Source organism: Kitasatospora sp. NPDC048545 (assembly GCF_040651155.1).
GTDB lineage: Bacteria > Actinomycetota > Actinomycetes > Streptomycetales > Streptomycetaceae > Kitasatospora.
This window is the reverse complement of the sequence record NZ_JBEZIQ010000079.1, coordinates 26,125-39,083: the sequence shown is the minus strand read 5'-3', so window position 1 is coordinate 39,083 and position 12,959 is coordinate 26,125. Positions and strand designations below refer to the sequence as shown.

Genomic DNA, 12,959 nt, shown 5'->3' with positions numbered 1-12,959 from the left:
TCGGAGAAGACGAACGACCTGCGAAACAAGCCGAGCCTGCCCGATCAACCTGCCTCTCCGTCGGAGAATCTCAAGATCCCCGACAGAGTCACTCACTGGTCCCGCTGGCGCCGAAGCCACCAGGCCATCGCTCGCCACTGCCACTACCAGCGCCGCACGCACCCCGATCGGGTGAGTCACGAACCATCTCTACCCTGACGGCGCGTCAGCCCACTAGACTCCAAAAGGGCCCTGTGACCAGGACAAATGGAGAAGTCCGGCTGGAGTACTAATCCCACAGCCGGAGTTCCCGTACCCGCTCGGGCACGTCAAAGCCGGGACGGTCCGCTAGGCGTGCCTGGTGCGCTGCGGCTGGCACCGCGACGAGTGGCCGGGGCTGGAGTTGGTCGGGCCGATCCGGCTCCCGGCCGACTTCACTGATGCGGACCTCGGGTCGGCGCTCACCGCGACTGCGAACGCGCGCGAGGATGCCCGCCAGGCACGGGTGAGGGCCGCGCTGGACGGACATGAGCGAACCGCCCACTTCGATCACGCTCGGGGTGGAGACTCTGCTACACGGGCGGGAACCCCCTCTCGGCCGATAGTGCCCCGCCGGGATCCCCCCTCTTCGGCGGGGCGCCGCTGTGCAGGCGGTGGGCTGTGACGCTACGCCCCTCCACGCGGGCCAACCGAGGGCCGTACCCGCGCGCGGTCCGGGCCCGCCATCAGCACGACAGGGTCATCCGGGTGCGCTGTTGCCCCGTCTGCGCCCACCTGGCGGCGAGCACGCTGTCGAAGGCGGGCGCCGGGCGCCCTCTCCGCCCCTCGGGCCCTTGCCGGCGCGGGACTGGAAGCGGCCGAAGGACAGGCTGCCGTCAGGCAGCACAGCCAGGAGTTCGCAGTCGAGCGCGGCCCCCGGAAGGAACGGGCGGCCTCGGCGACGTCCGCCAAGGCGCGGGCAGGTGCAGCTTCTTGCTGTTATTCCTGCGCTCGGCGCCATTGAATCGTCAAATGACGGGCCAGTGTTGGCAGCTCGACGGCCCGAGGGCTCAAATGCGCGGCCACAGGCGACCGAGGTCCCAGAATTGCGGTTGCGGCCAGCGGGCGTTGACTCACAATGAACACGTGGGGGTAATAGGAGGTGGTTGGCGTGGCTAAGATCACCCGCTGGGATCAGCCAGAGTCGATCCAGAGCATCGAGGTATCCCATATAGACCTTACCGAAGAGGAAAAGCACGCGTTTCGCGCATCCCCTGAGAAGTTCATGAAGAACCTTCTGGAGAGTGAAGGTTACAAAGTTAACCGTCTGGTCATTGACCCCTATCTCATCCGGGACGGGGATGGTGGAGATGGGGATGGAGGCGTTGACCCTTTCCCTTGTCGTTGCCCCTTGATCAACGTGCATGTCAAACTAGGGTTCGCCACATCCACGCACACGCTGATCTGCCCCTGCCCCGAATAGCATCCAGGGCGCCGTCGAAGGTTAAGAGTTGGGCGGCAGGCGTCGGGCCGTGCCGGGAGCCACGGGGGGCCTTGTGTGGCGGGCCTGGCACCACCACCCCTCGCGCCGCTGTGGCCTGCAGACTCACATGATCACCGGGACTTTGGAACGCCCCTGACCGGCGACCCAGGGAGCGCCGTCGCCGTCAGGATGCATCAGCAGCCAGGAAGTGCCACGATCGAATGGGTGGACCGTCACTGGGCGAGGAGCCCGTGGCCCAGATTCCCGGTACGTGCAAGTTTGGCGCGGATGCCGCCCAGGGTTACGCGCAAGGGCGCCGCGCAACGGAGAGCATACGCAGAAGGAACAGCTATGGCCATGTCCAGCCCCATAGACTGCGCAGCACTGAGAGCCACGTTGGAGCAGTGTAAGAAGGACCTTAAGGCTGATAGGCAGCGGCTCGCGGTCGTAGAAGTCGAACTCAGAAGCACAGACGACCCGACCAAAATTGCGAAACTTGCAAAGGAAAAGGAAGACCTGGATGGGGATATTGTCGGGATCGAGGCGGTCGAGGAAGACACCCATATACAAATGAGCGGACACTGCTGACGCCCAGGGGAGTAGCGTTCGAGAGGTATCCCCGAGAAGTGCCGGAGGCGCCCGGCTCTGAAAGAGCCTCCGCCCAGGGCGGGAACAGTACTCGCCGGGGATGTGAGGAATTGCAGGTTGTTCCGGCCGCCGTTTGCGCGTCCTCGCGGTGGGTGAGGAGGCCTGCTTCGTGCGGAGGCTGGACGAGCCGGATGATGTCGAGCCCCGAGAGGCGGCCTGGGTGCACGAGGGCTGCGAGCAGAACACTCCGCTCGTCCCGCAGTCCGAAGTCTGAGCCGGACGCCTACGCGCCTTCGGCTGGCGGCAGGTGCTTGAGCTTGGAGCGGGCTTCGACGCGGGGACCTCGGCCGGGAGCTTGGCCCAGTACTCGTCAGTCCACACGGTGCAGGTGGCCTGACGCTCTTCCTCCTCCAGTCGCTTGGACTCCGCGATCTGTTCTTCGTCCAGGCCCGCCTTCGCGGCCTCCAGGTCCCCGCCGAAGGGCGGGAGGCCGGCCAGGAAGGCGCGGCGGCCTTCCTGCGCGGCCTCCAGGGCACGCTGATCGCGGGCACAGGGCGGGGCGAGTAGCAGCGGTAGTAGGCGAGTTGGCCGGTGCGGCGATTGCGGCGGATCAGCGGGTGCTGATGGCTGGCCAGGCCGGGGGAGGTGGTCGCGAGTTGGGCCCAGTCGTACCAGCGGTGACCCTTCGCGCCGCGTCCTGCGGACAGCTTCTGCCAGGCCGGGCGTGGGATTCGCTTCGCCAGGTGGTCGGCGCGCTGGAGGCCTGCCGGGGTCGGGACGCGGTGCGTGCGGGAGACCGCCGGCACGTAGCCGAGCTGCCGCCGCTCCAGGGCGGCACGCAGGTGGGGGTTGTCGCCGTAGACCTCGTCTCCGGCCGCCCACGCGGCCGGTGCTCCCGCGTCCAGGGCTCGCTCGATCATCTGTCGGGCGAGCTGCGGCTTGGTGGCGAGGCCGATCTCGTCGGGGACGGCGGCCTGCCGGCAGCGTTGCGGATCGCTGATCCAGGACGCGGGCAGGTAGAGCGCCCGGTCGATGGCGGCGTGGCCGTGCCGGGAGGTGTAGGTGAGGTAGACGGCGACCTGTGCATTCTCGATCCGCCCGGCGGTGCCGGTGTACTGGCGCTGCACGGGGCGAACGGAACTGTGGGTACGACTGGGGCGGCAGACTGTCAGAGCCGTCATCTAGAGTGCAGCATCCAGTGGGTCGACGACTGGTAAGAGGGTGGGCGATGACCGAGGCGTGGAGCCGACTGCGGGCGATCATGGGAGAGCCGGCATATGTCCCGGCACAAGTTCCATGGGAGCTGGCGCCCGCCGATTTGGGGGTTCAACTGCCCTCGGATTACCGAGCATTCATCGACCTGTATGGCGGGGTGAACCTGAACGGCGAGTGGGGCGTATACACGCCGAGGGAAAAGTCGTTTTTTAAGGGCGAGCCGGGCGGCCTGGCAGGATGGCGCTCCAAGGCCGACATCGATTTCCGTGATCAGGTCGAAGGGGAGGAGCAGTGGTGGGAGCAGCAGGAACCCACCCCGGTGTTCCCAGACCCGGGTGGCTTGCTGCCCTGGGGCTGGAACAGTAACCACCAGCAATGCTGCTGGCTGACAACCGACCCGGATCCTGAGCAGTGGACGGTGGTCGTGTTCTACGACGACCGACTCGACCACTTCAACGGTGGGTTTGCGGAATTCCTGGCAACCGTGCTGACCGGCGGTTACGCCAGCGAGGACGAGTTGCTGGTACGCGCGGACCCTGACGTGTGGGGGCCTCAGCCGGCCCGACCTCTTTGGTCGCCCGGGGATGACTGGGCGGGCAAAAACTGGGGCGCCGAGTGGGGTATCGATGGATTTCTTACAGCGCCCGGGTCGACGGAGATGCCCTGGGTTAGGAAGTGAAGATCCGCGCGACCATGTAGTCCGGAGAACGGGCGCGCTCGGCTGGCATGACGTTTCTTATGGGCGAGTGCAGTTGCCGAGTTCGACTCCGCGCTTCTTGAAATACTCCTCGAATCCTTGAGGCGCCGGAGGGCGCGACGGGCCTGGAGGTGGACGGAGGGGCAGATCTCGCGAACTCGCCCGCACATCGGTGGGGACGGTTCGGCTCAGTGTGACCAGTAGGTGTCCTCGGTGTCCGGTCTCAGGGGTGACAGCGGGCGGGCGTATTCCGGAGCGTATGCAACGTCGACGCCGCTGACGGACATCGTGAGAGTGATCATCCCGTCCGGCTGCGGGGAGAGCGCGACCCACACACCGATCCCCTCTGAGGTCCCAGCGCTGAGAATGTCCGGGCCCGCGTCCGGACTGCTCGGGGTCCAAACCGGTGGGGGGCGAACACCACCCCGATCGGCCCGTACTTCTGGTCATCGCCGACGACGATGCCGGAGAAGGTGAAGTGGAAGACCAGTAGCATGCCCATCCAGAATGCGCCGGTGGCGACCGCGCACGGCACCAGCCTGCGCCAGGCGACCCTCCTGGCCAGCAGGAACCACATCGTGAACCACCAGAAGGCCATGATCGCCGGAACGTTGACGATCCACCACAGCACCGTCAGGCTGGCGTGGAACCCGCGCCCCGCCGCGGTGCCCAGGGCGATCCAGCCCACGAGCAGGGCCAGCCACACCAGCGCGCGCAGCCTGTCCCAGGCGTGCTTGGGCAGCTGGAACACCCGTTGGTACAGCTGCTGGATCGAGCCGGCGGTCGCGAGGCCGCCCATGATGAAGAAGACCCACGACAGGCCGGTGATGGTCGCGGAGGTGGTTGAGGAGGGGGCGAGCAGGTGGTGCGACATCGTCGGCTGCCTGCTGGTTCAGGCCCAGTCGCAACGCCAGGGCCGACACCGCAGACCGCCCGGCCAGGGCGGACGCGATGAGCAGGAAGGGGACGGCGCACAGCAGGAGCGTGGCGGCCAGCTGAATCGCCTGGCTGAGGAAATCCAGCGCATTCAGTTGACGCCACAGGTACTCGGCCCAGGACCCGGAGTACTTCGCCTTGCCCCACTCGGCCACCCGCCGGGCCCGCCCCACGCTCGCCCGCTCAGCGGCCTTCCCGCCCGGCCGCCCGCTCCCCGCCGCGCCCGGCGGCTGCGCCGCGTGCTCGTCTCCTGGCTCGCCCGGGGTGTTGTCCGTCTCCCCCATAGTGTGTCCTCCCAGCTGATCACCTGGACCGGTGATCAGCTGGGACCGTGCCCGCGGCCCGCGGCCCGCGGCACACGTGCACGGCGTCGCGACGCAGCTGTCACGCGGCGGCGCCCTGGCTGTATCACGGTCAGAAGTCGCCCATTCCCCACTGCAGGTGATGGCATGATTACTCTGAGTAACTGTGCGCGTCGCCGTAACACCCGCCCCGGAGCGGGAGGGCCATGACACACTCCGCGGCAGGAAGGCGCCCCCGCATGGCCTCGCCACGGCCGCAGCTCGAAGCCGTGCCCGGACCCCGGTGAACCTTCCCGGCTGTCGCGTACCGGGTTGGCACAGGTCGACCTGGACCAGGGCCTGCTCCACTCAGTTGCAGGACCAGCCTCGAAACACGGGATCGGCGAGTCTGGAACGGGGCCTGGTGACGAAGTCGACCAGGCGGGTGCCAATCAGCCGGGGCCCTGCGGGTCGCTTCGCGACCATCCCGGTCGAACCGGAGAATGCGGACCGGGAACGGCGCACCCGACAACCGGCGGCAAGCGAGGACGGCCCATGGCCCATGCGAGCAGACCAGGAGGACAGCCCGTTCACAGCGGGAAGGCCACGGCCTGGCTGTCGAAGGTGTTCGAGCTCAACCCCGCGGGACTGAACTGGCCACGAGCGGTGATGTTCCTGGACGTCGCACTGGTGCCGCTGATCGTCTTCTGGGCGATCGGGCACGAGCAGTACCTCCTCAGCGCACTCTTCGGCCTGCTGTTCGCGATGCTGGACGACCCGGGAGGCGGCTACACCAACCGCGCCTCCCACATCGCCCTCTTCGCGCTCATCGGCGCCGGGGTGACCGCGCTGGGGTTCGGCATCGGCGCGGACGCCTGGGGCTGGCTGATACTCGCGGCCTTCGCGATCACCCTGGTGGCCGGCCTGGCGGCCACGTTCGGGGTGCGCAGGTTCGTCACCGCCCTGCTGCTCAACCTCTGGTTCATCGTCACCCTCGGCGTCGCGTCCAGCCTCCACCACTACACCCGCATCACCAGCTACACCTGGGCCCAGACCCTCGCCTGGACCGGCGGGGCGGCCCTGTGGATCGCGGTGACGTTCATTGGATGGCTGATCCACGGACGCCAGGACCGGCCCCAGCCGGTCGCCGAACTCCCCGGCGACACCACACGCAAGAAGATGACCCGGCCGCTGATCATGTTCGCGCTGATCCGCGCCCTGACCATCGCCGGCACCGTCGCACTCGCCTTCGGACTGAACCTCTCCCACGGCTACTGGCTGCCGATCGCGGCCATGGTCGCGATGAAGCCCAGCCTGGAACAGGCCACGCTCGTGGCCGCACAGCGCCTCGCCGGCGCACTGATCGGCGCTGCCGCAGCCGCACTGCTGCTACTCCTGCCCGCCGGCGAACACGGACTCAGGCTCTTCGCAGTCACTCGCGGACTCGAAGTCGTCGCGCTCATCCTGCTGACGCACGGCGCGGCCATCCGCTTCTGGAACTACGCGCTCTACTGCGCGGCCATCGCCGCCGGAGTACTCATCCTGGTGGACCTCCCGCAACCCTCCGACTACGCCGCCGAGGGCTACCGGATGCTGTGGACCGTGTGCGGCGTGGGAGTCGGCCTGCTCGTCATGCTGCTCGCGGGCCTGCTCGCCAAGCGCAATGCCAAAGCGCCCCCGCAACCAGCCTGACCGCCTTGGCACTTGTGAAGGTTGGCTTATTTGTCGTCGGATGTGGCGGTTTTCTGTCTTGGGGTGTGGAGGTGTTTCTGTTGCTCGGTAGCGGTGGTGGCTGGTCGTGCGTCAGTTTCGTGCGGTTTTCGGCGTCATCGGGATGATGTCTTTCCTGGTCAGGTTGGTGCGGTTTCCTTAGCTTGTTGTTTTACCTCCAGTGATCATCTTCTGTCGCGTTCGGACTCTCGCCTACCTGTTCGCTACTGGTTGGTGACCAGGGCGAGTCCGACGTCGTAGGTGGGGGCTCGGTGGCGGTTGGGCCGGCCAGGTGGGCGCCCGGGTCCGGGTCGGGAGGGTCTCGCAACAGCGGCTGGGCATGGCAGGGTCGTGCGGATGTTGCGGAACCCTCGGCGGACCCGGGCGGGGGTGAGGCGTTCAGCGGGCTGGGGTCGCTCCCAGGGTCGGCGAAGATCGGCGGACAGGGCTCTGGCGAGGCGGAGCCGGGTGTGGGCGGCCAGGACCAGGTGGGTCCAGCGGTCGGCCGCGGCGGGTTCGCGTAGGCGGGGACGGGTCCAGCCCAGGGCCTGCTTGAGGAAGTGGAAGGTGTGCTCCAGGTCGAAGCGCCGCAGGAACGCGTGCCAGGCGGTGTCGGCGTCCGTGACGGAGGGTGTGGGATCGGAGAACCACAGCCAGACCGGCTTCGGGGTGCCACCGGAGGGCAGGTGGTCGACGTCAAGGCGGATCAAAGTCCCCTCGATGGTGGGGAGTTGGACCTGATGGTCGCTCCAGGCGGAGCGTCGCCACACGCGCGGGTGCAGACGGTGCCAGACGCGGACGCGGGCGGTGCCGTAGCGGCGAGTGGTGTGCTCGCTGTCGCTGTCGGGGTCGCGCCAGGTCGCGGGGTCGGCCAGTGCGAACCGGGCTCCGTGACTGCGAGGTTTGCCGCCTTTGGGGCCCACTCGGTAGTCGTCGGGCACGGGGTTGAAGAAGACCCGGTCGGAGCGCATCCGCACCACGATCTGGACGGGCAGGTCCCGCAGCAGGTAGGCCAGGCGCGGGCCGTCGTAGCCCGCGTCCGCCACGACCGGCACCGGCGGGTCGCCGGTCTTCCAGTGCCCGGCGTTGAGGATGCCGCGCATGACCTCACGCAGTTGGGCGGCGGTGACGGCCGCTGTGTCCGCGCCGGGTTCCAGACGTGTGGCGTCCAGCAGGGCCGTCCACGAGGTCGAGCCCGACTCCAGGGCGGCGACGAAGGAGTAGGGCCATCCGGGCACCATCTCGTGGGTATTCTCGCGCCGGCCGTAGGTGTGGCAGAAGGAACGGCCGTCGCTGGTGTTGGCGTCCGGCCGCAGCCAGGCAGACACGTCGACGGCGAGCACGATCCGTCCACCCGGGCCGCGAGGCATGCTTCGGGCCGCGATCGCACATCGCAGGCGGTCGGCGTCGAGGTCTCCCCGGTTCAAAGCGGCGTAGAGGGAGGCGTGCGAGCGCCGGTGCTCGGGCGCCAGGGCCAGCTCGACCAGGGCGCGGACCGGACCGTCAGCGCATAGCAGGGCATCCGACAGCTCGAACAGTGCGTCCGCGCGGCGGGGCATCGCGGCATACAAGTCCATTCGAAAGGAGGACAGTTCAGAGATTGCCTGCTGGTGAACGGCTTCAGGGACCACAATCGACACCGACGGCCTCCGGCTCTGTTGTGCGACTCGACATCACACAGCGTGAGACGGAGGTCGTCGCCTTGTCCGGCAGATCCCCATGTGGGTGACCAGCTCGAACAACCTCGAGTCGATCACCGAAGGTAAAACGACAAGCTTAGTGGTTGTTGTCGTTCCGATCTTGAGGGCTGTCGGTCGAACGGGAGTCTCGATCGGGTGACTGCGGCGGCTTCCGCGCATGAAAGCAGGGCCTCTTGGTAGCTCGAAGGGTGTCTACGCCAACAAGCTTTCCAGGAGGCCCTGTTGTCGCATTTCTACGGCATCGCAGAGGCGGGGTCCACTTCGGTCACTCTTGCGTGTGACTGCTTGGCTCACAGGTTCGGGAACGCCAGCGATCGCGGGGTGCGCGAGCGCCGCTATCCGACGGACCTGTCGGACGCCGAGTGGGCGGTGGTCCGGTCGCTGCTGCCGGTGCCGGGCTGGCTGCGGGGTCGGGGAGGCCAGCCGGAGGCCTATTGCCACCGGGCGATGCCGGACGCGATCCGCTACCTCGTCGACAACGGCACGAAGTGGCGGGCCATGCCGGCCGACTTCCCGCCGTGGGACCGGGTCTACGCGTTCTTCCGCCGCTGGTGCGACCACGGGCTGGTCCGCGAGTTCCACGACCGGCTCCGCCGCCGGGTTCGCGAGAAGGCCGGGCGGGATCCTGAGCCGAGCGCGGGCGTGATCGACTCCCAGTCGGTCAAGGCGGACGCGGTCGCCGGATCCGACAGCCGCGGCTTCGACGGCGGCAAGCTGATCAACGGCCGCAAGCGGCACGTCGTGGTCGACACCCTCGGCCTGCTGCTCGCGGTGATGGTCACCGCCGCGGATGCCCGCGACCGTGCCGCCGCCCAGGTCCTGGTCACCCGGGTCGCCGCCGTACACCACCTGCTGGCCCTGGTCTGGGCCGACGGCGGCTACACCGGCAGCCTCGTCGAGTACTGCCTCACCGGCCTTGCCCTGGTCCTCGCGATCGTCAAACGCAGCGACGACATGCGCGGCTTCGTCGTCCTGCCCAAGCGTTGGATCGTCGAGCGGTTCTTCGCCCACTTGATGCAAAGCCGCCGCCTGGTGCGCGACTTCGAGCGATCCACCAGCAGTGCCGAGACGATGGTCCACTGGTCGATGACGCTCCTCATGACCCGCCGCCTTGCCCGGTCACGCCCTTCGCGAGCGTGAACCGGCCGGGCGACGACTCGACCAGCCAGCCGCGCGCTGTCAGCCGCTTCGCCTTCGAGCGCAGTGCTTCCACCTTCCCCGGCACGGGGTCCAGGCCGAAGCGGACGGCCATCTCCTGGCACGTCAGCGGACCCTGCCCAAGCCGGTTCCGGTCCGCAAGGGCCTGCAGGACGCGCTGGTAGTCCACCGACAGCGCCGACCAGGCCAGTCCCGCATGCCACACGGGCACCACGGACTTTGGCTTCGCCGCGGCCGTCGGTTCAGGTCGCAGCGGTTGTCCACCGGGGGCCGGCAGACCCTCGGAGGTATCGGGGTCGACGACGGCGCCGTCCGGGGCCAGCACCTCGCCGACGCGAGAGCGGGCGATGACCCACTCGTTCCACTCCTGCTCGGCTACGGCCAGCTCCGCCTGGATGCGGTCGGCTTCCTCACGCAGTTCGTCCACACGGCGGCGAGCGGTGAGCTCCCGCTGTTCCAGCAGCCCCACGACCGACGGCATCCCCGACCTCCACCACAGCGACGGCACGACACGTCACCACTGCCACGGGACCGCCGACCCTATGTCTGACCAGCTGAAACACAGCCATCAAGCCCGGAAAGACAACAACCACTAACCGGCAGGTCTGGCACAGACCGGGCGCCCCGTCGTAGCAGGAGCAGGCCGAGCAGTCGATGCACTGCGTACAAGGGTGAACGGCAGGCACGGCACCGGCTGGCCCGGTGGCAAGGGCGGCGTCGACCCGCTCGCGGCGCAGCACTTCCTGGAGTCGGTCCTCCTCGAATTCGCCGCGGCAGTGGCTGCCGTCGACGCATCCCTTGAAGTGGGGCTCGTACCACGAGTCCACGGGCGACGCGACGAACACCTTCACCAGCCCGGTGATGGCGACGACGCTGGAGGCCGCCACCGCGGGCTCGTAAGGGGACGGACGGAAAGACGTCTGCGGGCCCGGACCGTTTGTGGGGACGGTTCGGGCCCGCGGCATGGCTCCCGCGAAGAGCCCGGGTCCGTCACCAGGGCTCCGCGCGCCGGCGGTCCTGCTACTGACCCGCGTTCCGCTCCCGTGTCTTGCGCTGCATCTCGTCCAGCATGGCCATGGTCTCGGGGTGGATCGGGGCCTTGCTCTCCCCCTCCTCGACATCCTGCGGATTCTGCCGTGCTGCAGGAAGCAGTTCGTCGTAGCGAGGGTCCCCCGGCTCGAACTTGTGCCACCCGTCGTAGAAGAATCCCTCCGGGGCCTTCCCGCCGTACCGCTGCCAGATCGTGACGCCATTGGCGTCGAGCATCGGATTACCGGTGACGTGGTAGCTCTCAGAATCAGAATGCTCGCTCAAAGTACTCCTCCAGAATCTGCGCCGCCTCGCGGTCGCCATACGTGAACTTGTCAAGTGTCCCGGCAGTCCAGTGGTTGAACGCCTCGGCGAAGTACTCGTGCGGCTGGCGGGTGTACGCATCCAAACGCGGATTGTCGCCGATCCGCTCCAGGACCTGCTGTCGCACATGCAGCCACTCCGGCTGGCGACTCAGATTGCCGTAGACGTCATCGACCGCGTGCCCGAACTCATGGACCGCAACACTACTGGGCGTCTCGGCAATGGAATTGACCAGGAGTCTACGCTGGCCGGGCACGTACATACCAGGTATGAATTCTGCCGGCGAAGTGCCTCCTACCGGGTTCACGCCGGCGAGATGGTAGCCACCCGGGAGCTGCGTGATGGGCCTGGGGCCGATGCTGACCCCCCCACCCGGCACCTCTTTCAGATGGTCCCAGACCTTTCTGAAGATCTCGGGCGGCACGCGTGCCAGCTCAGTTTTGACCTTCGCGACACTCGGGTGGTCTTCAACGTACTCAAGCGGCAACTTCCCGGGCATCGGCAGCTCGGCAGGTTTGGCATGCCTCGGGCCGCGTGGAGCGTTGTCGCCGGGACGTCCGCGTGGTCCTGCCGCACCGCCGGCCGCGCCGACGACGACGTCGAGGGGCATGACCGGGCCGGTCTTGAACTCGGCGTCGTAGCCGACGCTGAGGCCAGCGCCGGTGACCATGCGGCCGGGAAGGGTGTCGGCGGCGTTGGCAACCTTGGCGAGGCCGGCGAGCACGACCGAGGCGCTCTCCGCACGTTCGGCGGCGTTGACGACGACGCGTCCGCCGGCGCCGAGGCCGCCGCCGGCCGCACCCATGATCTCGCCGGTCTCGGCGGAGTCGACGGCCTCGGTGAGGCTGTAGCCGCCGTCGTCGAAGAACTCGACCCGGATCGGCTGGGCGACGGCGAGGTCCACGGTGATGGCCTCGACCGCACCGAAGACCGCTCCCACCAAAACGGTGGCGGCGATGGTGGCGACGACCTCGGAGACCGCGACGCCGACTGATGCGGCCGTGGCGACGATGCCCGCGGCGGTGACGGCGGCGACGTCCGCCGAGATGCTGAAAGTGACGAAGGCCAGGGCGGTACCGACGGCCAGCGTGCCGCCGACGATTGCGGCCTCCTCCTCCAGCTTCTTGATCGCCTTGTCGACCTCGTGAGCGAAGTCGCGCAGCGCCTTGGCCAGGCTGCGGCACGCCTCCGCGGTGTCGGGCAGCCAACCCTTGCCCTTGCCCGCACTGTCCTTGCCGCCGTAGTACCGGCCCCAGAACGCGCCGAAGGCGTCGATCGCGGGGCCGTGGTTGTTGGCCACGATGGAGGCCGAGGCCTGGTTGGTCGGGGCGGTGACGTTGTCGATGGCGGTCGCCATCGCCTCCCACGCGTCGGCAACCTTGCGCAGCTTGTCGGGATCAGCATCGGGCCACCACATGCCGGTGACCTTCTGGACGGCCTTCGCGACCGTGGACTCACCCACAGACCGGCCCTCCGCCGGGGACGGAGCGGATCACGACAGGTTGCTCTTCGCGTGGTTGTCGGCTCCGGCATGGTTGTCGGCATGGGTGTGCAACCCCTCGCCGATGCTGCCGAGCCCCTGGACCAGGACGTCCAGCGCGGAGAGCACCTTGTCGTGCGGACCGTTGTAGGCCGCCGCGAACTCGTTGCCCTGCTTGTCACCGCCCCACGGACTTCCGGCCTCGGCAAGGCTGCGCCTGAGCGTGTCCAGCGCTGTCTTCAGGGCCTTGCTCTGGTTCTCGAAGGTCGGCGCGGCGTCCTTCAGCTCCCCCGGCCGGATCTTGAACTCCGGCCCGCCCGCTTTCGCCCCGTCATCCGTCATGGTGCCCCCGCACTGTCCGTCGGCCATTCTGGTGGTCAGACTGAGCAACGAACTGGCG

General features: G+C 68.1%; 11 protein-coding genes and 1 pseudogene. 5 read left to right on the top strand and 7 right to left on the bottom strand.

Going from position 1 to position 12,959, the window contains the following annotated elements:
• Positions 1–1,129: 1,129 nt before the first annotated feature.
• Positions 1,130–1,441: a hypothetical protein gene (locus tag AB0D10_RS41885; RefSeq protein WP_360266904.1), complete on the top strand. Its 312-nt coding sequence runs from the start codon at positions 1,130–1,132 to the stop codon at positions 1,439–1,441.
• Positions 1,442–1,792: 351 nt separating this feature from the next.
• On the top strand, positions 1,793–2,029 hold the full coding sequence (locus AB0D10_RS41880; protein WP_360266915.1) for a hypothetical protein: 237 nt from the start codon (positions 1,793–1,795) through the stop codon (positions 2,027–2,029).
• Positions 2,030–2,586: 557 nt separating this feature from the next.
• Here the strand turns inward: AB0D10_RS41880 and AB0D10_RS41875 are convergent.
• Positions 2,587–3,156 (bottom strand): annotated as a pseudogene (locus tag AB0D10_RS41875) (IS701 family transposase); the annotation flags it as partial.
• A 101-nt stretch (positions 3,157–3,257) separates the two neighbouring features.
• Between AB0D10_RS41875 and AB0D10_RS41870 the strand changes: the two are divergent.
• Positions 3,258–3,923, top strand: coding sequence for an SMI1/KNR4 family protein (locus AB0D10_RS41870; protein ID WP_360266901.1), 666 nt, complete (start codon positions 3,258–3,260; stop codon positions 3,921–3,923).
• 316 nt (positions 3,924–4,239) lie between these two features.
• Here the strand turns inward: AB0D10_RS41870 and AB0D10_RS41865 are convergent, their stop codons facing one another.
• Positions 4,240–4,815: a hypothetical protein gene (locus AB0D10_RS41865; protein ID WP_360266898.1), complete on the bottom strand. Its 576-nt coding sequence runs from the start codon at positions 4,813–4,815 to the stop codon at positions 4,240–4,242.
• A gap of 898 nt (positions 4,816–5,713) precedes the next feature.
• On the opposite strand from AB0D10_RS41865, the gene AB0D10_RS41860 reads away from it, so the two are divergent.
• Positions 5,714–6,850: an FUSC family protein gene (locus AB0D10_RS41860; protein ID WP_360266895.1), complete on the top strand. Its 1,137-nt coding sequence runs from the start codon at positions 5,714–5,716 to the stop codon at positions 6,848–6,850.
• A 242-nt stretch (positions 6,851–7,092) separates the two neighbouring features.
• On the opposite strand, the gene AB0D10_RS41855 is transcribed toward AB0D10_RS41860, so the two are convergent.
• Positions 7,093–8,508, bottom strand: coding sequence for an NF041680 family putative transposase (locus tag AB0D10_RS41855; protein ID WP_360266893.1), 1,416 nt, complete (start codon positions 8,506–8,508; stop codon positions 7,093–7,095).
• Positions 8,509–8,853: 345 nt separating this feature from the next.
• Here AB0D10_RS41855 and AB0D10_RS41850 point away from each other — a divergent pair, with 345 nt between their 5' ends.
• Entirely contained in the window at positions 8,854–9,708 is an 855-nt protein-coding gene (locus tag AB0D10_RS41850; RefSeq protein WP_360266890.1) for an IS5 family transposase, read from the top strand.
• Here AB0D10_RS41850 and AB0D10_RS41845 read toward each other — a convergent pair.
• The 4 genes from AB0D10_RS41845 to AB0D10_RS41830 form a co-directional block, all read right to left on the bottom strand.
• On the bottom strand, positions 9,665–10,207 hold the full coding sequence (locus AB0D10_RS41845) for a hypothetical protein (RefSeq protein ID WP_360266887.1): 543 nt from the start codon (positions 10,205–10,207) through the stop codon (positions 9,665–9,667). The two genes, AB0D10_RS41850 and AB0D10_RS41845, sit on opposite strands and share 44 nt — an antisense overlap.
• 539 nt (positions 10,208–10,746) lie before the next feature.
• The gene (locus tag AB0D10_RS41840) at positions 10,747–11,040 is read right to left on the bottom strand and encodes a hypothetical protein (protein WP_360266884.1); all 294 of its coding nucleotides are present in this window, start codon (positions 11,038–11,040) and stop codon (positions 10,747–10,749) included.
• The gene (locus tag AB0D10_RS41835; RefSeq protein ID WP_360266881.1) at positions 11,024–12,541 is read right to left on the bottom strand and encodes a hypothetical protein; all 1,518 of its coding nucleotides are present in this window, start codon (positions 12,539–12,541) and stop codon (positions 11,024–11,026) included. Before AB0D10_RS41835 ends, AB0D10_RS41840 begins: the two co-directional genes overlap by 17 nt.
• Positions 12,542–12,571: 30 nt before the next feature.
• Entirely contained in the window at positions 12,572–12,901 is a 330-nt protein-coding gene (locus AB0D10_RS41830; protein WP_360266878.1) for a WXG100 family type VII secretion target, read from the bottom strand.
• Positions 12,902–12,959 lie beyond the last annotated feature (58 nt).